This is a genomic window from Paenibacillus sp. Root444D2, from assembly GCF_001426375.1.
GTDB lineage: Bacteria > Bacillota > Bacilli > Paenibacillales > NBRC-103111 > Paenibacillus_E.
In genome coordinates this window covers 366,354-390,593 of record NZ_LMEO01000034.1, presented here as the reverse complement: position 1 = coordinate 390,593, position 24,240 = coordinate 366,354, and the positions used below count along the sequence as shown (strand labels likewise).

Annotated in this window: 18 protein-coding genes; 1 reads left to right on the top strand and 17 read right to left on the bottom strand. The window is 48.2% G+C overall.

Annotated features, from left to right (window positions below; all coding sequences use genetic code 11):
• Positions 1 to 89: 89 nt before the first annotated feature.
• The 12 genes from ASD40_RS20020 to ASD40_RS19970 form a co-directional block, all read right to left on the bottom strand.
• Positions 90 to 1,670 carry a SagB family peptide dehydrogenase gene (locus ASD40_RS20020; RefSeq protein WP_057304910.1) on the bottom strand — a complete coding sequence of 527 codons (1,581 nt, stop codon included), beginning with the start codon at positions 1,668 to 1,670 and terminating at the stop codon, positions 90 to 92.
• Positions 1,671 to 1,802: 132 nt separating this feature from the next.
• Positions 1,803 to 3,731 (bottom strand): TOMM precursor leader peptide-binding protein, encoded by a 1,929-nt coding sequence (locus tag ASD40_RS20015; RefSeq protein WP_442952685.1) that lies wholly within the window; start codon positions 3,729 to 3,731, stop codon positions 1,803 to 1,805.
• 11 nt (positions 3,732 to 3,742) lie between these two features.
• Entirely contained in the window at positions 3,743 to 5,704 is a 1,962-nt protein-coding gene (locus ASD40_RS20010) for a putative thiazole-containing bacteriocin maturation protein (RefSeq protein WP_057304908.1), read from the bottom strand.
• A gap of 252 nt (positions 5,705 to 5,956) precedes the next feature.
• Complete coding sequence (locus ASD40_RS39430) at positions 5,957 to 6,214, bottom strand: heterocycloanthracin/sonorensin family bacteriocin (protein ID WP_082562306.1); 258 nt, start codon at positions 6,212 to 6,214, stop codon at positions 5,957 to 5,959.
• A 325-nt stretch (positions 6,215 to 6,539) separates the two neighbouring features.
• A complete protein-coding gene (locus tag ASD40_RS20005) occupies positions 6,540 to 7,502 on the bottom strand; it encodes a bile acid:sodium symporter family protein (protein WP_057304907.1) in 963 nt (320 codons plus the stop codon).
• A gap of 133 nt (positions 7,503 to 7,635) precedes the next feature.
• The gene (locus ASD40_RS20000) at positions 7,636 to 8,628 is read right to left on the bottom strand and encodes an aldo/keto reductase (RefSeq protein ID WP_057304906.1); all 993 of its coding nucleotides are present in this window, start codon (positions 8,626 to 8,628) and stop codon (positions 7,636 to 7,638) included.
• A gap of 32 nt (positions 8,629 to 8,660) precedes the next feature.
• The gene (locus ASD40_RS19995; RefSeq protein ID WP_057304905.1) at positions 8,661 to 10,439 is read right to left on the bottom strand and encodes a glycoside hydrolase family 36 protein; all 1,779 of its coding nucleotides are present in this window, start codon (positions 10,437 to 10,439) and stop codon (positions 8,661 to 8,663) included.
• Positions 10,436 to 10,810 carry a cupin domain-containing protein gene (locus ASD40_RS19990; protein WP_057304904.1) on the bottom strand — a complete coding sequence of 125 codons (375 nt, stop codon included), beginning with the start codon at positions 10,808 to 10,810 and terminating at the stop codon, positions 10,436 to 10,438. Before ASD40_RS19990 ends, ASD40_RS19995 begins: the two co-directional genes overlap by 4 nt.
• 4 nt (positions 10,811 to 10,814) lie before the next feature.
• Positions 10,815 to 13,025, bottom strand: coding sequence for an alpha-galactosidase (locus ASD40_RS19985; RefSeq protein ID WP_057304903.1), 2,211 nt, complete (start codon positions 13,023 to 13,025; stop codon positions 10,815 to 10,817).
• Between the two features lie 23 nt (positions 13,026 to 13,048).
• Positions 13,049 to 14,431, bottom strand: a complete 1,383-nt coding sequence (locus ASD40_RS19980) for an MATE family efflux transporter (protein WP_057304902.1) — start codon at positions 14,429 to 14,431, stop codon at positions 13,049 to 13,051.
• Between the two features lie 13 nt (positions 14,432 to 14,444).
• The gene (locus tag ASD40_RS19975) at positions 14,445 to 15,830 is read right to left on the bottom strand and encodes a family 4 glycosyl hydrolase (protein ID WP_057304901.1); all 1,386 of its coding nucleotides are present in this window, start codon (positions 15,828 to 15,830) and stop codon (positions 14,445 to 14,447) included.
• A 643-nt stretch (positions 15,831 to 16,473) separates the two neighbouring features.
• Entirely contained in the window at positions 16,474 to 17,778 is a 1,305-nt protein-coding gene (locus ASD40_RS19970; protein ID WP_063870811.1) for a sn-glycerol-1-phosphate dehydrogenase, read from the bottom strand.
• A gap of 148 nt (positions 17,779 to 17,926) precedes the next feature.
• On the opposite strand from ASD40_RS19970, the gene ASD40_RS19965 reads away from it, so the two are divergent.
• Complete coding sequence (locus tag ASD40_RS19965; RefSeq protein WP_057304899.1) at positions 17,927 to 18,673, top strand: DUF2161 domain-containing phosphodiesterase; 747 nt, start codon at positions 17,927 to 17,929, stop codon at positions 18,671 to 18,673.
• Here the strand turns inward: ASD40_RS19965 and ASD40_RS19960 are convergent.
• From ASD40_RS19960 to ASD40_RS19940, 5 genes are all read right to left on the bottom strand, one after another.
• Positions 18,670 to 19,620: an NAD(P)/FAD-dependent oxidoreductase gene (locus ASD40_RS19960; protein ID WP_057304898.1), complete on the bottom strand. Its 951-nt coding sequence runs from the start codon at positions 19,618 to 19,620 to the stop codon at positions 18,670 to 18,672. The two genes, ASD40_RS19965 and ASD40_RS19960, sit on opposite strands and share 4 nt — an antisense overlap.
• A 69-nt stretch (positions 19,621 to 19,689) precedes the next feature.
• Positions 19,690 to 20,922 (bottom strand): MFS transporter, encoded by a 1,233-nt coding sequence (locus ASD40_RS19955; RefSeq protein ID WP_057304897.1) that lies wholly within the window; start codon positions 20,920 to 20,922, stop codon positions 19,690 to 19,692.
• Positions 20,923 to 21,023: 101 nt separating this feature from the next.
• Positions 21,024 to 22,343: an ABC transporter substrate-binding protein gene (locus ASD40_RS19950; protein WP_057304896.1), complete on the bottom strand. Its 1,320-nt coding sequence runs from the start codon at positions 22,341 to 22,343 to the stop codon at positions 21,024 to 21,026.
• Between the two features lie 161 nt (positions 22,344 to 22,504).
• Positions 22,505 to 23,341, bottom strand: a complete 837-nt coding sequence (locus tag ASD40_RS19945; protein ID WP_057304895.1) for a carbohydrate ABC transporter permease — start codon at positions 23,339 to 23,341, stop codon at positions 22,505 to 22,507.
• Positions 23,341 to 24,225, bottom strand: coding sequence for a carbohydrate ABC transporter permease (locus tag ASD40_RS19940; protein WP_057304894.1), 885 nt, complete (start codon positions 24,223 to 24,225; stop codon positions 23,341 to 23,343). Before ASD40_RS19940 ends, ASD40_RS19945 begins: the two co-directional genes overlap by 1 nt.
• Positions 24,226 to 24,240 lie beyond the last annotated feature (15 nt).

The window sequence follows — 24,240 nt, the reverse complement described above, 5'->3', positions numbered from 1 at the left end:
TTTTTCTCCATAAATAAGAAGGAGCACCGACCTATTAGTCAGTGCTCTTACTTATTTATACGACACAAGAGCTTTCACATACGCCTCTTCTAGCCGTGCAAACCTCCTACCAATCGCGGGCAATGACGATATGGTCCAACCGGGATTTGGATCAGGCTGGTAATTCCTCGCGAAGCCATCTTGTAGATCTCATCACACAAGCTCGCATCAAATCCTAGAAGCGGATGTCCCCCTATCCCGATAGCGGATGCCGCCAACAGTAAACGCTGAACGAGCATCCCTGCTTCCATCTGTTGGATGCGGTACCCCCTATACCCCAGGGCAGTTAAGAGATGCTCCTTGTCCCCTGCCACATGAAAGCATAACGGAACTTGAAACAAGTTCACGTTGTCGGAAGGCATTCCCTGCTGCAGCCTGAGCCGATGATCTCCATGACGTACCCGGCATAACGTATGAGCAGCACTGTCATAATAGTAAGCGCCGTTCGGGATGCCCTCAATGTTATACAAACAGACGTATAGTGAGACGCGTGAAACAGGGTTCTCATGTGCTCCATCCAAATCATTCCGATACCTGAAGGAAGATGTTGCCTCCTGCAGCAGCAAGGCCAACTGTTCTTGGCTTATCTTGCCCATTACAAAATCACCGTCCGGTGAAAACCGTTGACGACTTACTGACGCCAGATCATACAAGAGCCGCTTCACACGGGGCAGAGCAACCGCTTGATCCTCGCAGTGAACGATCTTACCTTCCCCAATTCGCCCTAACGGCCTAAGCGATTCCAATCGGGATGCTTCATTCATCTTGATAAGCATCGGAAACTCCTTAACCCTCCGGGACCGGACGTAGTGATCATGCTCAACCGACCTCAACTCCCGGCACAATTCGGTGACAGAGACCCCCTCCTCTCCCTCATCCCTATTGGCAAACCATGGGATCGCAGGCTCCACCGACAGTGGAATCACCGCATACACGCTTTCCTCTTGTTCGGACACTCCGAGAAGATCATTCACGGCTCGGTCAAGAAACTGGAAATACACCCCTGACGCAAAGCCAAACCGTTTGGCCACTTCCAAGAGCTGCCCGATCAGCGCACCTGCATCCAGTCCTTGCAGGCGGTAGGAAAAGTTATTGTATTTAAAGAAGTTTTTCCAAAACAGGGTCGACACAAAAACAGCGCCAAAGCAGCCTGACATGTCACATCGTTTGCCAAGAGCCCGGGATAAATATGAATCGAAATTGCCTTCGCGCAGCAACACCAAACGGTGGTGCGCCACATCATAATGATATACCCCTGCCCGCAAATCCTCTAGCTTCAGATACACGTATAATTCATTCGGATATAAGGCTCCACCTGAGGGAGCAAACCGCCGGTACAACTGCAGCAGACCCATGTTTTGTACCATGGAATTCGAGGCAGGGACTGACTGGGACAATTGCGTGAGCCCGAATATGTACCAGAGAAAATGGCCCATTCGACGGAGGTCGGGTTTCACTGGCGCTTCGCTGCCTTCAAGCGTCAGCGGTACTTCCGGAGATAACGGAACCACAGGCAAACCGCGGTAGAGCTTATACGCAAGCGGTCGATCCTCCCAATCCACCACCAAGTCCGGCGGTTTGGTCTTGTCAATGTCATAATGCAGATTGTGCAGAAAAGCCTTCAGACTCATCCTTCTCCCTCCTGATATGAACAAGGTTGTCAACCACGCCACGTTTCTATATTTGATACCACAGCTTAAAATAGTTGGTACGAAGGCATCATTCGTCGACGGTTGGCGGTCTGATATTCGTGGGTTAAAACCCTATGGAAACGGATGCGGATACGGATTGAGATGTTCTAGCCTCAGCGGCTGCTTCGCATATCCGAGTTCCATCGGTACCCTCAACACCCGCTCCAACCCTGCCACGCGAGTAAAGTGATGGCCAAATGTCATTGGCAGCATCCCCGGGATCAGTACTTTCACGCAATGCAGTCCATTTCGAATGATTTCCGGCGCTGTCAGATCCACCACGATGACATCGAGATTCAATCGGCGGAACGCCTTAAGAATGTCCTTCAGATCGTCCGTTAAATCAGCATGCCTTGCCTCCCGCTTGAATTCCTCTTCAAAGGTTCGCAACGGGCGATTTTCATCCAGCAGAAATTGAAGGCGCTCCTGCGCTTGCGGCAAACCGTACAGCAGTGAATGATCCTCCATCTGCTGCACCAAGGAGGAATCGTGAAACATCCGAACATACTCCTCCCGGTTCGCCTCAAATTTCTTATCCAGATTCAGTACCATGCTGGCCAACTCGTGAACCGCGCCTTTCACCGCCCGTACAGGATCAGGATGAGCTCCGGCCGCACAGATGAGATTCACTCCTGTTTGTTTCCTGTTTTTCGCTACCCCCCAAACGCTTGGAATCCCGTGCTCCATCGTAGAGTTAAAGAAATACACATCAAACCCCGCCACGGCTCGTAAACGATCGATCATCAACCGCAATTCTTGGTCGTTAGCCGAATAAGGGTCAAGGCGCGGGAGAGACAGCTGCGCATACCAAGTCATCAGAAAAGAATCTCGCTCCACCACTTCCAATATGCCGTAAAAAATCGCTTCCTCCAAACTTCCTCCTAACGCGCAGCCGTTGGAAGACTCGGACACGAAACCATGCCTGCAGCCCATGCTGTAATAAGAGAGCTGCTCTGGAACCAGAATCGGTCGCTCTTGCAAAAACGAATAGCCCCATACCCAATGGATTGGCTGGTTAGGATCGAACGTTGTGAACGGAAACCCCGGCTGAGCATACTGTTCCTTCGTGTGCATCCCTACCTTGACGGGGTCGAGCGCTTGATCTTCCAACTGGCGGAAGCTGCCATGGACTACCGTCCGTTTACCTCGTGGTGCCAGACCGCAGTACCGTTCTAACCCCTCCAAAATAGCGGTGGGCTCGCTCACTGCATAGGAATGAGTCCTCCCTGCCGTCCCCACGTCCTCTGTGAACAACGGCAGATTCACACTCACATCGGCAAATGGCGACGCAAGGTCCATCATTTTCCCATTCAAAAAGCCAGTCCGGTAATCCAGATAGTCTTTGGTTAGAACTTTATTCAGATCATCCATCGAGCGGGAGCGGTAACTTTCTGAGCTAATCTTCGGACTTGGTTGCAACGAAATTTGGGCTGCTGTTGATGAGTCATCAGGCAAACGACTACAAACAGGACACAGCGGGTCTGGGAGAAAGAAGTGAAGGGTGCTCTCCAGCGTTTTTAGGTTGATCAAAAACACCTTCCCTGCCGTGTAAACCGGATTGCCTTGTAACCTCCTCCGTGCCTCCACCACCAGCAGGTGAGCCATCTGCAAAAGTCCTGTACGCGACGCCCATGCGTCACTCGATATGCCCTCGTGCGCTACCAGCCTCATCTGTAGATCCCGCATCTCCCTTCGCTCGCGTCCCGCCATGAGACGCCGCGTGTCTGCACACTGGGAACACCCGCTTGTACCCGGACTTACCAGAGGCCCGATCACGCCCTCGCCAAATGAAACGAAGCCGCGCAACCAAGGGATGCCGGCTGGCTGCAGCAGCTCTTCCGCCTTTTGATGAACATGAGGATGCCAAGCATCGTGCAGTACCAGAGCCAAATCGACCGCTTCCGGTACGCCTGCCTCGAAATCGATTTGACGTACGACCTCGAAATGGGCTGACAGTTCTTCGTACACGCAGTCTGCCAACACCCCATTTCCAACAATCATAACGATATCGCTCACCGGGAACCCTCCTCTCGCAGCAACACGCCTAACACTCCAGCCATTTCCTCTTTCATAAACGATTCTGATGCCAGATCGATGACCAAGATCCGCTTACGGTTCCGTTCCAAGACCTGCAAGGCAGACTGAAGAACCTCCGATTTTGCATTCGCTCCACATGAGGAGATCACAAGGCTTAGTGGCAACTGTTCTGCCAGACGCACGGACGAAACCTCCAATACTTGCGATGTGAGGCGAGCCGGTTGGTTTTGTGCCTCCAACAGAGCCTGTTGCAAAGCATCCCGCAACGCCAGGGTTACATTCAAGCCTACACCGCCATACCAGTGATCACTCGTACCGACCCATACCACAGGGAATCCGGACACTTCCTCTCCCAAGCCAATTATCGGAACCCCCTTCATCGTGGTCAAAGCTTGCAAATAAAACTGGCAGTGCTTATCTTCTATATCAGACAACTTTACTCGAAAGACAGAAGGCAACTGACACGACAATTGCTTGCTCAGTATCTCGGCCAAACACATTTGCAACCCTCGGCCAATGCATTCCGCAACCGTTTCTCCCGCTCCGACGCCGATAAATTCCTGCGGTTCAAACCTGCTGCCTTCTGATTCCTGTTGGGATGGAAGTGTAGAAACGAGCAGGCCGACCATTCGCGACACATACGCTTCAATCCCGGCTAGCCCCGCTTCCCGCCTAGCTCCTTCATGCGTCAGATCGGCACAAACAATGTCGGGCAGTAGCCCAGCCGCCCCTTCCGATAGCGGATCGACTGCCTGTACGCGACACTGAGAGAGCGGCAGCTGCTTTAAATCCCCCTCTTCCCAAATATGGAATATCCCTGACTCCGCCGATGTCAACCTGCTGAAGTAAGGAAGCAATCCATTTTCACTTTTGCTTGATCTCCGTTCGAGCTGCAGTTCGAAATCGTGAATCCATTCAGCTGCAATGCGTCCGGTCACAAGCGGATGGGGCATGAACGAATGCCATCTTCCTTCCAAAGTCTCCAGATTAAGCAGGAAGAACTGATTACTAAGCTCCAAATCGTTCGCTCCCGTAATCTTTTTTAACAATTCAAACACGATCACATTCGCTAACATCGCTCCCGCTGTGGAAGAAAAGGTGTGCAGCTGAGGGTCTTTACGAATCGCGGATTCGTGTATTCTGCGATACGCTGACTCCCAGCATCCCTCAAAGTCCGGATGCACTAGCGGACCCGCCAGTCCCACCTGCTGTAGACACACTGCGGGAAGAAACGTCTTCTTCTCCTCTCTGCAAACCGTATGAAGAACCCGTAGTTCCTCGATACCACCCTCCTGTGACACAAACAAAATCGAATCAAACGACCTCACAGCCTCCCGCCAACTACTAACCCCTTCCTTCTTCAGGGTAACCTCCTCTATTGCCACTTCCGGGTCCGTTTTACGGGCATGTGCCGCCAGTTCTAGCAACCGCTCCCGATCAGTCGGCTCTGAGCCCGAAATTAGTACGTGAAACTTGGGCAATCCGGATGCAAGCAGCGCAGAAATGACTGAGAGCAAAAATGGGCCAGAGCCCACCGTCAAAACTTTGGACTGACGATAGGACTGAAACCGATATGCACCCGAATTACCGAAATTGTCCAAAAATTCAATTTGAGAAGCATACTTTTTGAGAACCTCTTGCGGCAATTGATGTGGAGCGTCTTGGCTCACATCCCGAACAAAGCCATTACGATACAACATTTCTGCAATTCTATAAACCTGATTCCGGTGTTGGTCCGGCAATCCGTCTGTCAAATCCTCCAACCTATGTTCTCCGTTGAATATCGGTAGCAGTTTTTCAATCCACTGATCGATTAATTCTCCTTCCATACGGAACGAACTTACATTGTTTCGAAAATACACACTACCATTTGGATTAGGGAGAAAAAACGTATCCCTTTTCACCTTCAGTCGCATCGAAGGGTTCAAATTTATCATTCTATTCCTCCTCTGTAAGTTGTTCCCGATATGCCTCAACTCTTCACAAATAATTCTATGTACAGCTATTTGTCCCTCATGTCTTATTCTTTCAAGAAAGCCCATGCAGCCAATGTAGTGAAGCGTTCCTTAAGTAGACATGAAAAAAAACCCCTAGGTTGCCGCTGGCCGCAGGGGCTTAACTCTACTCATTAGGTATCCACTGTTTCCGTCTGGAGGCTAGAAACAACGGGCAAAACCGCCTCAATGTCCTCAACGATGACAGTTATGACAGTTATGACAGTTGTGGCAATTATGGCAGTTATGACAGTTATGACAGTTGTGGCATTGATGACAATTGAAACAGTTGAAGCAATTGAAACAATTGGTGCAAGTGGCGCAATTGGTGCAAACGAAACAAACGAAGCATAATCGAGCATCTTGCTGGTTTTGAGCGTTCCAAGCTGTCGCCTCACTCGCCTTGAACTCGGAAACATTCAAATTCTTTAGATCATTTTGAAAATCATTCATTTTTCCAACCTCCGTTTAATAGATAGTTGTGCCGGCAGCGGATAATCAGGAAACAACTTCCCTTTGAGATCCGCCAATTTATTCGAGTACTCCCATGACAACATATGAACTTAGTTCCGCTCTTGTTACTGATCTAAATGCCTATATTTTAATGCACTTCCTAAAACCATTCATCATATGATACGCATTATCAGGCAACCTCCATGGTTGTCTGATATGCAAAAAAAAGCTTAGCCAAGTTCAACTGGCTGAGCTCCTTTTGCTTTTCGTTTTTGCTTATTTTTCCAATTCAACTTCATTCTTTCCAAGTGAAGCCTCGTTCTCTTTAGGCTGCCTTGGCTGTATGACCGTTCAAGCCATACCTCTTAGCCAGACGCTGCCCGTATAAAGCCGCTAGGATTTGTTGAAAAAGCATACCTGCGACAACCGGAAGCGCAACAGGCGGCGGAAAAAAGCTGATAGCGAGCACTGCACCCGCACTCAGGTTTCGCATCCCCGAATTGAAGGTGAGGGCAATTGTGACTTCGCGGTCCCACCTCATCATCCGGGACACAAGCCATCCTGCCAAATAACCGATGGTTGCACATGCGAAAGAAACAGCAATGATTTTTACCAACTGACCATTCATGTCTTTCAGATAAGGAGCAATGACCGAAGAATTAATCGCAACAACCACAAAAAGTCCTATTTTTGAAAAGGGCGCCAACCGCGGCCCCCAGGTTGTTTTAATTCTGCCTTTCGTCCATTGATTAAGCAGCATGCCAAGCAATGAAGGGATCACAACCATTAAGAATAACCCACTCATTATATCCCATGGGTCCATATGCACCTTAGCTCCAACAATGAGAGAGAGACTAAGCGGCACAATCAATGGGGAAAGCAGCGTATCCAGTAAGATGAGCGCCAAAGTGAGCGCTATATTCCCCCCGTATATGGTAACCCACACCAGGCTGACAACCCCGGTAGGAATAACGAACAGGAGCACAAATCCAGTCTGTGTCAAATCATCACCCGGGAAAAAGATCGAGCCGGCCCCCCATCCCAGTAATGGCATCGTAAGATGCAAAATGATAAAGTTGGCTATAATCGGAAACGGATGCATCATCACTCTATGTAAATCCTTAAAATTAGATCCAATACTTCCGGCAAACGTCATTGCAGCAAATATCCACGGTACTAGAAAGCTAAGATGATGCAGCCAAGCTGAGCAAATTAACCCAACAATAACAGCAGATGGCGTTACAAAAGGCATCGCTTTTTCGAGTACTTTATTCAATCGGATTAGCATAACACAACCTTCTTTTGTCTTTGATAGTGAGACTTTTCCATAGCTCCGTATACTTCGGTTCCCACTAATGCAAATCCTGCAAAGAGCAAGGCTAGAACTATCTTCCTCCGTCAATAAGATCTGGTCGAAAACTTCAACCCCCAAGAATTTGATCAATAAGATCCAATTCTTCTTGAGTGAAAGTAGGCTGCTTCAGAGCTGCCACATTATCGTAAAGCTGACTCACTTTACTTGCCCCAATTAATGCTGAAGTAACATATCCCTTGCGAAGAACCCAAGCTAAAGCCATCTGGGCAAGGCTTTGTCCACGTTCCTGAGCTAATACATTCAAAAGACGAGACTTAGCAATCTTTTCCTCAGTAATATCCTCAGGTCTTAGGAACACACTGCCACCTGCCGCACGGGAATCCGCCGGAATGTTTTCCAAGTAACGATCCGTCAGTAACCCCCTGGCTAGAGGGCTATAAGCGATTGACCCCACGCCTTCTCTTGCCAATATGTCTTGCAAGCCCTGCTCCAACCTTCTTTCGAACATCGAATAGTGCACTTGATGGATGACGAACGGAGTACCGAGACCTTTCAAAATAGCTGCTGCTTGCTCCGTTTGCTCCGCATTATAATTGGACACACCTACATATAGCGCTTTTCCTTGCCGCACAGCCTGATCCAAGGCGCTCATTGTTTCTTCCAGAGGTGTTTCTGCGTCAAAACGGTGCGAATAATAAATATCGACATAGTCCATCCCAAGTCGCTTCAAGCTCTGGTCAAGGCTAGCTAACATGCTTTTACGGGAGCCCCGCTCCCCGTACGGACCGTCCCACATGCGATAGCCTGCTTTGGTGGCAATAATCAGCTCATCACGGTATGGGTGAAGATCCTTCTTCACAATTTGTCCGAACGTTTCCTCCGCAGAGCCTGCCGATGGACCATAGTTATTCGCAAGATCAAAATGCGTAATCCCCAAGTCAAACGCATGGCGCGCTAAGGCCCTGCTATTCTCGAATACATCAACGCTTCCAAAATTATGCCATAATCCAAATGAGATCGGAGGCAGCTTAAGGCCGCTCTTTCCGCTTCGATTGTATGGCATTTCTGCATATCTACCTTCATTTGCTAAATAGTTCATCGATGATCCTCCTTGTGTGCTTGCCATAAGTTCTATTGGATAGAGATGGTTGCGAGACCCGAGGCCGGAACCGCAAGCTTATGAATGCCTGTAGTCAGTATGGTAGACAACTCCTCTACAATGTCACCACAGCAATTTTTAATAATCACTTTCGCTGCTCCAACCTCACCAGTAACCTCTAGATAAAGTCCATCCTCTCTTCTACCGTTCACCACAGTCCACTCGGACACCAGTTCTGACGCATCCATAGGCACAATTCTGTCATGGTAGGCAACAATAAACCCTCTATTGTCTTTAAAAGCACGGACTAGCGGATACAACAGCTCTGGGTTCATAGGCTCAATACGACCTTCTAACAGCAGATCACGGTTCTTCTTCCAGAAGGAAAGCCAGTATTCAAGCATTTTCAAGTGATTGGAAGGAAGCTTATCCAAGAGGACGGATACTTGAGGCACCGAGAAGAGGCAATTAATTAGCTGCAAGGCGGCGCTTTCAACAGGTTCCTCAGGATGCCACATGATCATATCCGCATGAGCAGCCGTATCTCCACAAATCAGCCTAATGTCCAACGTACGCACTCGGTTCTGGATGCTGTCATTCGGACAGTCCGCTGCCCGGAACATATTGCCGTATTTGCGCATGGCAGGACCGATATACATCTGGCGGAATTCGATCATGATATCGGGATTCAATTCTCTCAATCTGCCGATAGAATCCGTCAATAAACGATCAACGGCTGCTGGTATAGACTCATAGTCCTTGCCGGGGGCTGTTGAGGGAAGATGCAGTTCAGGTGAATAAAACGTATCAATGAAATCAAGCTTGAAGCCGTCCAAGCCCCATTCTTTCACTGCTTCTTCATATTTATTGATGATATACTCTCGGACATCAGGGTATCTCGGATCGAGCACGGCTGCCCCATGATTTTCGTTAAATCGCAGAATCTTATCTTTGAATCGATCCCACACCTTACTGTATTTGCCGATAAAAGGAACCGAGTACCATAGAATAAACTTCATGCCTAGCTCATGAACCGCATCAACATGCCGCTTCATATCGGGAAATTTGCCATCATAAGTCTCCCAATCGCCGCAGTACGCATACCCCCTGCGGTTATCTTCCGTCTGCCAGCCATCGTCCACGATGACGGCTTCCATCCCCAACTTCTTGGCGATTCGGCACTGCTCTTCGATATGTGTATCTGTTACATTCTGATGCATACTGTACCAGGTCGAATACATCGGCTCCTTAGCAGCCGCAGGAACGTAGGCCGGGCGATATTCCGGCATGGAGCTCCACCACTCTTGAATGCCCTGAAGGCTTTCATAATAAGGAATATCTCTCGTATCTACGAGCAGCTTCGCCTCATATGATGTGAAAGGCGCCGTCGTTTCTGTAAACAATCGAATGCGGCAATGGAAATCGGCCGTTTCCTCGCTGATGCCTCCCGAATAGTGCACCGTGTTAAGTGCATCCGAATAAGCAAATGTCAGCCTATTGCGGCCCTCACTATTAAATAAGGCGTAAACAGGAGCCGACGCAGCCGCGTTGGAACGTAATGTGCGCATCCAGTCGGCTTTAAAGCTCTTATTCCGGTCCTGGGCCGGATGCCAACTGCCCTGAATGTCACAGGCGGGATGCGACCATTGAAGTGTAAAAACGGGAGGCGTCAGCGCCTCCACTGCTTCCAATTGCAGCGTGATGAGATCGATTCCCTCCTGCAGCTTTTTCGTAAACAGCTTGACAGTAAACCCATGATCCTCACCCGATAAAGTAAAGGTATGGCTATCCGTGTTTATGATTTTGTTCATACTGCGTCCTCCTGCTGTTGATTCTTATGACGATTCGGGCCTGCATGGCACCACACGGTGACAATCGGGTCGTCCTCACTCGAATTGAGGTGATGATCCTCACCTGGTTCAACAATCACGATATCCCCGGTTGTTACCGGAATATGCTCCCCGTTTATTTCCATCGTTCCGCTTCCCTGCAAAATAAGGAAAGCTTCACAATCGCCATGGACATGGTAGTCCCTTCCATCCGGTCCATCGTTCGTGTGACTGCGCTCTCCACGTTTCGCGAATGAAAGACCGCCTGAAGATAAATAAGCACCTGGTAAAACATCCTGCAAAATGTGGCCGTTCCGCTTATCCTGCAAATCGCTCAAACGCAGCTTTTTCATCTTGTCATTCCTCCATTTTCAAGCGGTAAAGGCGGCTTCGGAAATCGCCTTTCCAGATCGGTAAATTTAGACCCACATGCATAAGCTCATCCCCGCCAAATATTTCCACACCATTGCCTTGATCTTCCGCATCGTAAAGTAAGTAATTGCTCTCTGCCGCTAAACCCTTCAATCGCAGCTTCCTGAGGGGTGCATTCGGCTCCGACAGTACTTGAAAAAAAGCGACCAACGCTTCCTTCTTGTCCTCGGAAACAAACATCCAAGCAGCGCTAATGTGTTCAAAAGGGCTGATCAAACGGTAAAATTCGCCGAATTGGATCAGCGGCCGCAATTGTTTATAAAGCGCAACTTGCTTCTTCACGGTTTCCTTTTCCGCTTCCGTAAATGCGGTCAAATCCAGCTCGTAGCCAAAATTACCCGACATCGCCACATTCCCCCGCATATCGAGCGGCGTCGTACGATGCACTTGATGGTTAGGAACTGCGGAAACATGAGCTCCCATCGTGCTGATTGGGTAAACGATACTCGTTCCATATTGAATTTTCAGCCGTTCTACCGCATCCGTATTATCGCTCGTCCACGTCTGCGGCATATAGTAGAGCATCCCAGGATCGAACCTTCCGCCCCCACCGGAACAGCTTTCGAACAACACGCTCGGGAATGCGGAGGTTATCCGTTCCATCACTTCATACAGTCCGAGCATATAACGGTGAGCCGTTTCACGCTGCCGCTCAGGCGGGAGCTGGGCAGAACCGATTTCCGTCATATTACGGTTCATATCCCACTTCACATAGGTGATTGGACTGCTCGCAAGAATATCGGTGATGACCGTTACGATGTAGTCTCTTACATCTTGACGCGAATAATCTAGAATCAACTGCTGTCTCGCTTCTGTCCTCCGCCGACCAGGTATGTGGAGGCACCAGTCAGGATGGGCCCGATACAAGTCGCTGTCCGGGGATACCATTTCAGGCTCAAACCATAGACCGAACTCTAGATCTTGCTGCTTCACACGACTTACCAAATCCGGCATGCCTTGCGGGAGCTTACCTCGATCAACGAACCAATCTCCGAGTGAGCTTTTATCATTGTCACGCTTGCCAAACCAACCGTCGTCCAGCACTAGAAGCTCTAAACCGAGCTCCTTGCCGACTCGTGCAAGCTCTTCAATTTTATCCGCGTTGAAATTAAAATAGGTGGCTTCCCAGTTGTTGATCAGAATCGGCCGGTGACGATCGCGGAATTGTCCACGGCATAATCGTGTGCGATACAGCCTGTGATACGTGCGCGACATCCCGCCGATACCTTCCGCGGAATAGACGAGAACTGCCTCAGGCGTTTGGAAGGTTTGCCCAGGCTCCAAGAGCCAAGAAAAATCAAATGAGTTGATGCCCATCACTACACGGGTCGTTCCGTAAGGATCCACTTCGGCTTGAGCAACAAAGCTGCCGCTGTAGACAAGACTGAATCCATAGGCTTCTCCATGGTCTTCATCCGCTTGCTTGGAAAGCAGGGCCATAAAGGGGTTGAGCGAATGGCTGCTAGACCCCCGGCGGCTCTCAATGACAGACCCACCTGTTAGAATGGGACGTCTTTCGATATGACGCTCACGCGCCCATGTGCCTGATAAATGAAGCATATCGAAATCGCAGTGGGATATATCAATACCGAAGCTCAATGCTCGAAGCAGCTTGATTGACTGATTTCCCACATTCATGAACCGAACAGACCGGGTTATCGCATCACAATCAAGAAATACGGTATAAGTGAGTATAGCCTTCAAACCAATCGTTGGATCAACCAACACGATATCGATACTTTCCGCTTCGCAGTCATTCTCCGTATAGGTGGACGGCAGTCCCTCTAACGGTGCTTTTCCCGCGTATATCCGATGGGACTCATAGATGAGTTCGCTGACCGTCGTTCCGTCTTCCAATTGAACCTGATAGGCCGGAACGCGAAAATCACTGCCTCCGTATGCCGGAAATTCCTGCGGCAACGTATCCAAAGACAGCGTTAGATCATTCGGGTCCGTGGACGGCGAGAAAGAGCAGCGACGTCTTATAGCGAGTAAATTCCCCGGATTGGTTCCCCGGATTTGGCGTCCCCAATGAACGTGAGCCAAATATTTGGATTTGATCAGCTGCATGATATAGCTCGATGACTTCCCTTGAAGATGGAAAGTTTGCGAATTCGAATCGTACACAATCCCCATTCTTCTGCGTCTCCTTTTGCGTATTAAACCTTTAGATACTTCCACGCCCCGCGTTTGAACCTAAAATAAATCAAATTAGATCTGAGAAATTGATCGCAAGCAACGGCGCTCCATAAACCGATCATGCCCCAATGAAAGACGTAAACAAACAAGTAACTGAGTACAACCCTTATTCCCCACACGCCAATGAATGTCGAATATAAGGGGTACCGGGTATCTCCTGCTCCTCTTAACGCTCCTCCAAGAACAAACTGCGATATTTGAGATATCTGGATAAAACCTACGATCCGAAGCGCCCATGCCCCTTCGCGAATAATCGTCTCATCATTCGTATATAGCATGAGGATGTGGGGAGCGAGCAGAATAAAAAGCATTCCCATAAAACCGGCCACGAACATGCCGTACTTTCTGACTTGCCACACATATCGTTCGGCGAGGTCGGGTTTACTTACGCCAAGGGTTTGCCCAACTAGCGTAGAGGCTGCGATGGCAAAAGCAGCCCCCGGCATAAACGATATCCCGATAATGCTTGTTACAATTTGTGATGCCGCAACGGCAACGGTCCCGAGTCCAGCACAGATTTTCACAAACGTCATAATCCCTAATCTCATAATAAGCTGCTCTAGACTGCTAGGTATCCCTATCTTCAACATGCGTCTGATCATGGCCTTATCCAATCGACTTATATCCGGCCAGCCGATACGGACTGCAAATCTTCCGCTGAACAGGACGGCTATAAAGCAAATCATAGCCCCGGTCTGGACCACTAAAGTAGCGATGGCCGCCCCCTTAACGCCCATTTGCGGAAAATCGAGGTGACCGTAAATCAACACGAACCCGAGGATAACATTGACGCATCCTGACAGCACATTGATTTTCATTGGAGTCCGTGTGTCTCCCGCCCCTCGCAGAATAGCAGATAAAGCAGACGAGATAGAGGAGAAGCCAATGGAGAAAAACATTAATTTCGCATATGGCAATCCATATTGAACGACCTCAGCGCTGGCTCCCATCAAACGGAGCATGCTCTCCGCAAAGGTGACTCCAATCGCAACAATTAGGACAGACAGGACGGTACCGAGCAGAAGCGACTGCCCTGCGGCCAGATTCGCGTCCCCCATTTTGACCGCTCCTGTGGAACGTGCGACAATGACGGTTGTACCTGTATTAAGCGCTGCAAAAAGGACGGTCAGTAATAAATAAGGTTGGCTTGTTAAACCCACCGCCGCCACGGCAATAGCCCCAAGGTGTCCGACCAGAATCATCATCACCATTTGCGTCATATTCATGAGCAGCATTTCCGTCAAAGATGGACCTGCCAGCTTGAAAATCATCCGGCGAACGGCTTTATCATCCTGCGGATCAATCGAGGCGGATTCGCTAAATATTTCTAACCCTGCACTCATGGCCGACCCGCCATCAGATGTTCCATCCTGGTAAATACGCTTTCGTATTTTGCAGCATCTGATCGAACAATACCTCGGCATCGCGGATATCGATATTCACAAGCGGATCGTTGATAAACGCCTTGAAAGCTAAGTCTTTGTCCTTTTGGAGAGCAGCCCTCAAAATAAGCTCCTGGTTCATCGTATGTTGCAAGACCAGATTATTGACCTCCATCGGAAGCTCGCCCGCGTAGACCGGACGCAAACTATTCGCTGAGAACACAGCGTTCGTTTCTACTACCGCTCCCATAGGAATTCCCTTCATTTGTCCAACGTTGGGAACATTAATATTGGTCACGAATTGTTCAAGTCCGATTAGACCTTTTAACTGTCTGACCTCTTCCTCTCCAGATGCCTTGAGCGGCAGCTTCTCCTCGGAACGTAGCAGCTTACTGTAAAAATGTTCCGTTGCTGCATGCTTGTCGACACGGCTTTGTACCGTCGTTAAGCCGAACTTCCATGAACGAACTGTCTCCGGATCCTTCAAATACCAAGGAGGCATAAATTCCGCCAAGTGGCGATCACCTGCCGCTGCAATAACGCCATAGCGCCGAAACAAATCAAACTTTACGCGGTTGGCAGCCGTATACGTGTTCGTGACCCAGGCATCTTTGTTATGCTCAAATCCGGATTCAAAGTATGTATCAACAAACTTCCGATACATCGGAATTAGATCCATATTTTGATATGTTGCTTGATCGATCCAAGTAAAATGATTGATGCCCAGCACATTCACTTTCACTTGATCCCGGTGCACACCTTCAATCCCTTCCATATCCCGCAGCATACGAATCAAAAGACCTTGCACACCGAAAATCTCATGGCAGCAGCCAAGTGCTTTAATTTTCGGAAATACTTCAAAAAGCGTCCGCGTACAGAGTGTCATTGGATTCGTGTAATTAAACACCCAAGCATCCGGTGAAAAGCGCTCAATCGCTTGTGCTATTTCCACATACATGGGAATGGTGCGCAGAGCTCTGACAAGACCCCCGGGTCCAGTCGTATCGCCAACGGCCTGATAAATGCCGTATTTCTCCGGTTCATGCACATCAGATTCCATCTCCCGGAATGTACCGGGCAGGATTGAAATAAACACAAAATCGCATCCGCTTAGCGCCTCTTGGAGCGTCGGATACGCCTTGTAAGTCCATTTGGATTTCGTCTCCGCATAATCTGAAACCGAATTACCCAGCTTTTCATTATTTTTGGCCTTGCCGTAATCAAGGTCGTACAAACGAATGGTGCCTGACAATTGACCATCTAACGCCAGATCGGCAATCAGATTTTTCGCCCAATACATCGAGCCTCCACCAATATAAGCGATTTGGATATCGCTGACTTTCTCATTAGCAAATTTCATGTTGCCCCTCCTTCTTGTCTCGGAACCGTCTTGCATACGTACCAGTATAGTTAACAATTCCAAATTTCGGGATGGCAAAAATTAAGTCAGGTTGTGCTTTTTTACACTTTTATGTACGAAGGATGGCTATATCCTGAAAGGCCTTAGCTGGCAGGGGGTCATCCAAGTTTTACCAGCCAAATCTTACCACTCAAATCTTACCACCAGCAGTCTTGTATTTGGATTTGTTAGATTATTGAGCTATTGTAGTAAATTACGATAGCTACAATGCAATTTCTCAGAAGCCCCCTGATTTGATTGGAGAAGATCCAATAGAAGTCCGTCTTCAGACAAGGAATCGGCCATTTCATTGGAAAAAATCCAATGGAATGGCGATTTTCACAGCCCTAGAGAGCATTTGATTGGATTTATTCCAATGGAGTTGCAAATTTCGTCTTGAAAATCAATGCCGATGTACCAGAAGCTATATAAAAGTAAAAGGGTCACAAGTATTTACTGAGGGGGAACGTCGATGTGCTAATTGGACGAAAAATCCCAGAAATCATGAGGAATCAGGTGACTTTTGCCTTTTAAAAAAACAAAAAAATGAGATGACAAGTAATAACCCTTGCCATCCCATATTTCCTTTGTACAGATACAGAGTTTACAGCAGACGCTGTAAACGTAGGATCGTGAATCGGTTGCGCACGAAAAGCGCATCCTGCAGGGACGCCTCCACCAGCTCCGGCTCCACACCGAGCTGCTCCGGCGTTACCGGTCCCTGCACGGCCTCGAGCCATGCGATGAACTGCGATGGTAGCGGGACCGCCCGGGCGATGGCTTGCACATCGCCCCACTTTTCCGCGATGCGCGCCTTCAGCGCCTCCGCATCTACAGCCGTGCCATTCACCGGGAAATTCTCGGCGATGACCTGCTCGGCCATCTCCCCATAGACCTGCTGGATGCGCTGCGCATCCGTAAGCTCGCTGGGGACATGGCCTTGCGCTAGGCGCGCAGCGGCCGCGTCGGCCGTGAGCCCCTGCAGCGCCTGATAGCGCTGCGCCATGAGCACGGTCGCGACGCCGACCTTCGCGCCGTGCAGCAGCGCCCGGCGCCGCTGCTGCAGAAGCACCATCTCCCAGTAGTGGGAGAGATGGTGCTCAGCCCCGGAGGCCGGCCGCGAGTGGCCGACCATGAGCATGGAAAGGCCTGATAGGATCAGGCCTTCCATCAACCGGAGCAAGCCGAGATCGGTGCGCTGCGCGATCTCGGCCAAATGAGCCGTGCAGAGCTCCACGGCTTCCAGCGTCAACCGAGCGCTCAGCTCGCAGTAGTGCTCGCCGAGGAGCACACGGCCAAGCGACCAATCGGCCAGCGACGTGTGCTTGCCGAGCATATCGCCGAGGCCGGCCGCTATCATCGCCTGCGGCGCCTCCGCCAGCACCGCGAGGTCGGCGAAGATCGCCTCCGGCGCGCAAGCCGGGATCGTCTGCTTGAAGCCGCGGACGATGAGCGGCGCGCCCACTGAGGCGAAGCCGTCCACCGACGGCGCCGTCGGCACAGACAAGAACGGCCGCTTCGTGCGATGCGCCACGAAGCGCACAATGTCGTGGACGGTACCCGCGCCCACGGCCACTATGACCTCCGATGAAAGCGGCGTGTCCAGCATCACCTGGACAATCGCTTCTTCATCGGCCGCCACTTCCCCCATCGCGTTCTCGCGAATCACGCTGATGCTCACCTTCACCTGCGCGGCTTCCAGCAGCTCGCGCAGTTTCTCTCCAGCTGCTTGATACGTCCTCCCGTCCGCGACAAGCGTCACTTCCCCATAGCCGGCTTCTTTTACATACCCGGCCACCTGCGCCAGCGCATCCCGTTCAATAACGATCCGCTTAATCGGTACTTCGTGCCGCAACCCGCAAGCGCAATCCATACTCTTTCCTATCCAGACATCCAATATCTCACTCATCCCACGCATCCTCCTCTGTCTCCTGCTCTACCCTTCCGTTTCAACATGTACGTACAAGTTATTCTTCCCCTATTCTAGCAAAAGCTATGCTATAATGGAACACATTCTGGCTGCAAATCTTGTAACTAGAGAGGAGATCACTTACCTCATGCCTATCCAAACAGAAACGGAGCTTTACGCTCCGATTAAACAATATTTCGAGCAGCGAGGATACACCGTACGTGCGGAGATTAAGCATTGCGACTTAGTTGCCATTCGCGGCGATGAGCCGCCAATCATTGTCGAATTGAAAAAAAGCTTCAATATTCCGCTCCTCGTGCAAGGCATCGATCGTCTGCGGCTGACGGATCAGGTCTATGTCGCTTTCGAGCTTCCTAATAAAGGACGAGCGCCTCATCGACTGCAATGGGAAGAAATTCGACGTTTATGCCGCATGCTCGGTCTAGGTGTACTGACCGTTCAATTCTTCAAACGCAAACAGCCCGCAGTGGATCTCATCTGCGAGCCTACTCCCTATCTATTACGCCCGAATAAGCGGGCTGCCTTGAAAGTCGTAAATGAATTTCATGAACGCAGTGGGGACTACAACGTCGGTGGCAGCTCTAAACAAAAACTCATGACTGCCTACCGTGAAAAATCGCTTCATTGCGCCTACCTAATGCGTCAGCATGGACCACTTAGTCCTCGTCAGCTTCGCGATTTCACGAGCAATAAAGCTGTGAGCTCCCTGCTTCAAAAAAACTACTACCGCTGGTTCGTACGCCAAAGCCGCGGCATTTATCACATCACCCCGCTTGGGGAGCAGGCGTTAGCCGACTATGCCCATGTTGTAACTGCTTTCCCAGGGGCGGAAACTTCCGACTCGTCTGCTGTTCTATCTACTATAAACCCTTAAGAGCGAACTACAACTCGATGTATGTTCGCTTCTTCTTTTAACATCAACAGTGCTTTGTTCATCCAAATCGCCGCCTGAGCCCCTTCTCCCATGGCAATAGTGACTTGTTCCGCATGAACGCCTACGTCCCCAGCTGCCCAGACGAACGGCACACTTGTCATTTTGCTGCGGGGATCCGTTACAATGTGGCGATTCTCCAATCGCTCCGCGCCTAATTGCCGTGCCAAATCCGACTTCACTTCATTCCCGCCGAAGGCAATAAACCCGCGCTCCGCACCGATTCGTTCCCCATTTGCCAAAACAATACCGCGAAATAAGCCATTGGTTTCAGCCATTACCTCCCCAATATCTTCCGCAACATAGGTGATTCTCTTTTCCTTCAGCTTTGCTAGTAGTTCGCTCTTCACTGCTTTCTGCTCATGATTCACATAGGTCAGCTTGTCCGTACGCGTACTAAGCGTCAGGGCCATTTCCGCTCCAGAATCACCAGAACCCATCACAATAGTCTGTTTGTTTTTAACCTCATAGCCATCGCAATCTGGACAGACGTAAACAGTCAGCCCTAGACAGTTTTTCAGATTGGGCAGCTCGGGAATACGGTCTAGAAGCCCTGTAGCCAAAAGTAAAGTTGGGGCTTCATATCCCTTACCCGACTTCCCCCATAGCTCAAATCCATCCCCAGGCTTCCCTTTGTTTACGGCTTGTACAACTTCATCTTTAGCGAAAGTAACACCCAGCTTCTCAGCTTGAAGCCTCCCTAATCGGCGAAGCTCTTCACCCGATACACCATCTGGCCACCCCAAGAGGTTATGATAACTTTTACATAGTGTAGACCGGCCATAGCCCGCATCTATAACAAGCACACGATGCTCATATCTTCCTAATTGAATAGCCGCTTGAAGTCCAGCAATACCTCCGCCAACAATCATGCTGTCATACTGTTCCATAACCGCACGTCCTCTTCTCCTGTCATCTACTTCCTAGGATATCCGAGTTAACGCGCTTTCATGCTCATCTTATTGATTCTTAATCGACCATACAAGGGCAATTTGTGACATCGCTGCCATCATTAAAATCCATGGAATCCAGCCCCCATCCAAATCACTGCCAAATGAGATTAAACAGGTAATAGAAATCACACGTCCGACATTCAAGAAAAATTCCCGAACAACCACACTTTCTACTTTCAATTGACCTTTAAGCGGCAGCTTCGCAATGAGGCCATAATAATAGCCTGTCATCGTATTCCCTTGCAGCGGTGCGAAAATAGAGTGCAAAATCATGAAACTTACAACGGTCCATACATTAACATTTCCTAGTAAAAAAGATACACCAATAAGGTAGCCAAGTGTTGATATGGCTAAATAAAGACGAGCTTTACTAGCGTTTGCGTATTTAGATATAAAAAGGCCCATTACGATCGATAGACTTGAGTATAATACACCGAGATAGCCCACAATATCTTCACGCGGCATCACTTTGAAAAGCAGAATATTCGGTAAGAAAAGCATCGTCCCTTGCAGCAAACCCATTCCCAAAAATCCAAACAGCGCTTTCAACCAGTCACGTTCTTTCTTCATAATAAGACCAGTCAGCTTCAAGTAATAGACTCTATGATGTCCGCTTGAAGCTTTAATTTTCAATGAAATCAGCGCCGCTAGTAAGAACATACAGAATGCGATTGAGAAGACGATCGTGTAGCCGCTAAGCCCTTCTTTTAAACGGATAATGAACCCGGCAAGAGCCGGCCCCGCTAAGGTTGCTGCTGTGAAAAAAATCATATTGAAGGCAAGATATCGAATCCGGTTCTGTTCGTTCGACACATCATACATCAGGGTTAAATAACCTACCCAGTAAAAAGCGCCAGCAAGTCCATTAAAAATGGCAAATAGTATATAATATTCGACCAGTGTCTCTTGGGCTAGAATGACGCTCAAATAGAAAAGACCTATAAGCATGATACCTAGACGATACGATACCATTCGGTCTTTCTTCTTAATCATGAGGCCGCCAAGTGCAAAGCCAATCGGTGTTAAGATGAAAACGATCATGCTGTATGTACCATTCACTACGACACTGTGCGTTAAACGCCATAAGTACAAGTTTAAGAACACGCCCGACATGGAAGCGCCAAACTGAAAAATAGAATGAATAATTAATGAAATTACGGCCTCACGAGACAATTGTTTCTCACGCGGAAGTGAATTTCCTCTGCTATGCAGCCAAGACCTGATTCTTATTATCATCATAGACCTCCAGTCTTCTTTATTGTAACAGCCTATTCCTTATCTGTTAAACAGCAAAAAGCCTCAGCATTGGCGCTGAGGCTTTATTACTACCCATTATGGAGTTACTTCTTAAGGCTATCCCATGTTTTCTGGAATTCCTCAAGCATTTGATCCTTCGTATACTTCTTCGCAACATAACCTTGCATAATATCGCCGAATTTTTTACTGGAAGCTTCGCCGCCTGGGAATTTGAACCAGTTCCAGCTAAGTGTTTTACCAGCTTTGCTGTAAGCGATAATGTCAGCTGCCAAAGGTCCTAGAACTTTCTCGTCAGCAGGAATGGATTTGAAAGCTGGAATGAATTTGAATTCTTCCGTGATGTATTTCTTACCTACATCAGAGCTTACCATCCAGTTCAAGAATTTCTTAGCTTCGTCTTTCACAGCAGAGTTTTTGTTGATAACCCAGTTGTTTGGAACACCAACGAACAATTTATCATTCGCTGCAGCGTCATCGCTGATCGGCATTGGCAAGAAGCCAATTTTGATGTTCGGGTTCGTTTTCGTGATTTGAACTTGTGTCCAGTTACCTTGTTGTGTCATTGCTGCTTTACCAGTAGCAAAGTCTGTTACTTGTGTATTGTAGTCGGTTTGAAGCGGATTTTTGTTACCATATTTCAATTGTAGATCAAATAGTTTCGACCATTGATTAAATACTTCGTTACCTGGAATTTTTGCTGTTCCTTTGTTCAAGCCATCAATGAAAGCATTTGGATCCTTTTGGTAAGCAAAAGGAAGGTTTACGAAGTGGTTACCAAGTACCCACCACTCGCCATAGCCAGTTTCGAAAGGTGTAATGCCTTTGGCTTGAAGCTTTTTAGCCGCATCTTCGAGTTGTGTGAGTGTTTTTGGCAATTCGGTAATGCCGGCTTGTGTAAACAAGTCTTTATTGTATTGGAAACCATAACCTTCTAGGTTCAGCGGTTGTCCATACAATTTACCGTTTTTCGTCATTGGCTCTTTTGCCACGTCTACAAGATCATTAACCCATGGTTGATCCGAAAGATCTTCCAGGTTTTCGATCCATTTATCCATATCCGAGAAACCACCGTTGTTGAAAATGTCCGGTTTGTCACCCGAGTTAAACTTCGCAAGTAATGCTGCGCCGTAGTCAGCACCGCCGCCTACTGTGTCAACTTGAATTTTAACATTAGGATTTAGCTTTTGATATTCTTGAATTAATTTGCCAAGTTGATCGGCGATTTCTACTTTGAATTGGAACATTTTAATTGTAACTTGTTTACCGCCTGCAGCAGGTGTTGCTGTTGCCGCTCCACCCGTAGTTGCACTTGGCGTTGGCGCTGTTTCTTTCTTCGCGCAACCAACGGCAACTAAAGATAGTGAAAGTACAGCTGCCATACTGATCATTGTTAATTTTTTCATTGAGGTAAAGCCTCCCTTTTAAGTTTCAATCAACTTACCCTGATAACATCTCATTAGCTCGTCATCAGCTTACATGGTTTATTGTAAACACTTACTTAAACCCTTAACACAGAGGATATTGAACATAAAGGTGGAAGATTTTGAACATATTTGCAAAACTGTTAACCTTTTACCGAGCCTGCCGTAATGCCTTCTACAATATGTCTCTGCATGGCCAAGAAGAAAATAACGATCGGTAGGACGCCAAGTGTTAGACCAGCCAAGGCCAAATCCCATTGTTTCGTATATTGGCCAAAGAAGGAGAATGTAGCTAAAGGTATTGTTCTCAGATCTGGACTATTTAACACGAGTGAAGGCAGCAAATAATCATTCCATATCCATAAACTGTTTAAGATAATGACTGTCGTGGACATCGGCTTTAACAGCGGGAAAACAATTCGCCAAAATACTCCATACGGCGAGCAGCCATCCACAGTGGCTGACTCTTCAATTTCAAGTGGAATGGATTTAATAAAACCATGAAACAAGAAGACGTTCAGTGAAACACCGAATCCAAAATAACAAATAATCAAACCAAACTTGCTATCCATGAGTCCAACTGCATTAGCCACACGCACAAGCGGGATCATGATGGATTGAAACGGAATAACCATGGCAGCAACGAAAGCAATAAATACAAGATTGTTGAATTTACTTGATTTGCGTACCATTCGATAAGCGGCCATGGAACTAATCAATACAAGTCCCACATTACTGAGCACTGTAATAATTAAAGAGTTCATAAACGCACTTGGGAACTTCATGATTGCCCATACCTTCGTATAGTTGTCAAGATATAAGCTTGACGGAAGCTTAGCTGTGCTAGCGGCCAGCTCCGGAAATGTCTTAAGGGAGTTGACGATGACAAAGTAGAAAGGGACTAGAAATAAAAGTCCAATCAAGATGCCAAGCACCTCGAGTGTGAATAGTCGTCCAGAGTATTTTTTGACAGATTCCATTAAACTTCAACCTCCTTGCGTTTCGTATACATGACTTGGATGGTCGAAATAATGGCCACTACAACGAAGAATACTAACGCTTTTGCCGTTCCTAAACCGTAGTTGTTATTTCGGAACGCTTCTTGATAAATATTGATGGAAACAGACTCTGTTGAGTTGAACGGTCCACCTTTGGTCAAGGCAAAGTTCAGATCAAACATCTTGAAGTTCCATGAAATTGTGAGGAACAAACATACTGTAACGGCCGGCATAATGAGTGGAATGATAATATTCTTAAGTACTTGTAATCGGGTAGCTCCATCAATATAGGCCGCTTCAACCATATCTTTGGGCACATTCGAAAGCGCCGCAATATAAATGATCATTAAGTAGCCGGAACCTTGCCAAATACTAACGATGGCGATCGCCCAGAAAGCGGTTGGAGCATCACCTAACCAAGGTAGCTGGAAAAAACTTAGATTCGTTATTTCACCTAGTGTCCCGAACCCTTTGACGAAAATAAACTGCCAAATGAATCCAAGCAGTAATCCCCCAATAACGTTCGGCATGAAGAAAATAGTACGCAGTACATTTCTGGTTTTCAGTGCCTGTGTGAGCAAGAGCGCCAAAAGAAACCCGACAAGATTCGTGAGAATGACATCCGTCACGGTTATTCTTGTTGTAAACCAGAATGCGTTGCGATAGTCCGTGTCATGAAAAAGAAGGTGTTTGAAATTGTCTAGACCGTTGAACTTCACGGTTGTTGTCACACCATTCCACTCGGTAAATGAATAATAAATACTCATGAGAAAAGGAGTAACAACAATGAGCGCGAAAAAGATCAACGCTGGTCCGATAAACACCCATTGTTGGATAAGTCCTGCTAACCCTTTGTTGGCCTTCATGGGAATTTCCCCCTT

Coding starts and splice junctions, on each gene's coding strand:
- ASD40_RS19990 (WP_057304904.1), bottom strand. CDS start 10,810: ATGAAAAAGCTGCGTTTGAGCGATTTGCAGGATAAGCGGAACGGCCAC.
- ASD40_RS19950 (WP_057304896.1), bottom strand. CDS start 22,343: ATGAAAAAATTAACAATGATCAGTATGGCAGCTGTACTTTCACTATCT.
- ASD40_RS20005 (WP_057304907.1), bottom strand. CDS start 7,502: ATGCTAATCCGATTGAATAAAGTACTCGAAAAAGCGATGCCTTTTGTA.
- ASD40_RS19975 (WP_057304901.1), bottom strand. CDS start 15,830: ATGAAATTTGCTAATGAGAAAGTCAGCGATATCCAAATCGCTTATATT.
- ASD40_RS20010 (WP_057304908.1), bottom strand. CDS start 5,704: ATGATAAATTTGAACCCTTCGATGCGACTGAAGGTGAAAAGGGATACG.
- ASD40_RS39430 (WP_082562306.1), bottom strand. CDS start 6,214: ATGAATGATTTTCAAAATGATCTAAAGAATTTGAATGTTTCCGAGTTC.
- ASD40_RS19955 (WP_057304897.1), bottom strand. CDS start 20,922: ATGATGATAATAAGAATCAGGTCTTGGCTGCATAGCAGAGGAAATTCA.
- ASD40_RS19970 (WP_063870811.1), bottom strand. CDS start 17,778: ATGAGTGAGATATTGGATGTCTGGATAGGAAAGAGTATGGATTGCGCT.
- ASD40_RS19965 (WP_057304899.1), top strand. CDS start 17,927: ATGCCTATCCAAACAGAAACGGAGCTTTACGCTCCGATTAAACAATAT.
- ASD40_RS20000 (WP_057304906.1), bottom strand. CDS start 8,628: ATGAACTATTTAGCAAATGAAGGTAGATATGCAGAAATGCCATACAAT.
- ASD40_RS19995 (WP_057304905.1), bottom strand. CDS start 10,439: ATGAACAAAATCATAAACACGGATAGCCATACCTTTACTTTATCGGGT.
- ASD40_RS19940 (WP_057304894.1), bottom strand. CDS start 24,225: ATGAAGGCCAACAAAGGGTTAGCAGGACTTATCCAACAATGGGTGTTT.
- ASD40_RS19945 (WP_057304895.1), bottom strand. CDS start 23,341: ATGGAATCTGTCAAAAAATACTCTGGACGACTATTCACACTCGAGGTG.
- ASD40_RS19960 (WP_057304898.1), bottom strand. CDS start 19,620: ATGGAACAGTATGACAGCATGATTGTTGGCGGAGGTATTGCTGGACTT.
- ASD40_RS20020 (WP_057304910.1), bottom strand. CDS start 1,670: ATGAGTCTGAAGGCTTTTCTGCACAATCTGCATTATGACATTGACAAG.
- ASD40_RS19980 (WP_057304902.1), bottom strand. CDS start 14,431: ATGAGTGCAGGGTTAGAAATATTTAGCGAATCCGCCTCGATTGATCCG.
- ASD40_RS19985 (WP_057304903.1), bottom strand. CDS start 13,025: ATGGGGATTGTGTACGATTCGAATTCGCAAACTTTCCATCTTCAAGGG.
- ASD40_RS20015 (WP_442952685.1), bottom strand. CDS start 3,731: ATGATTGTTGGAAATGGGGTGTTGGCAGACTGCGTGTACGAAGAACTG.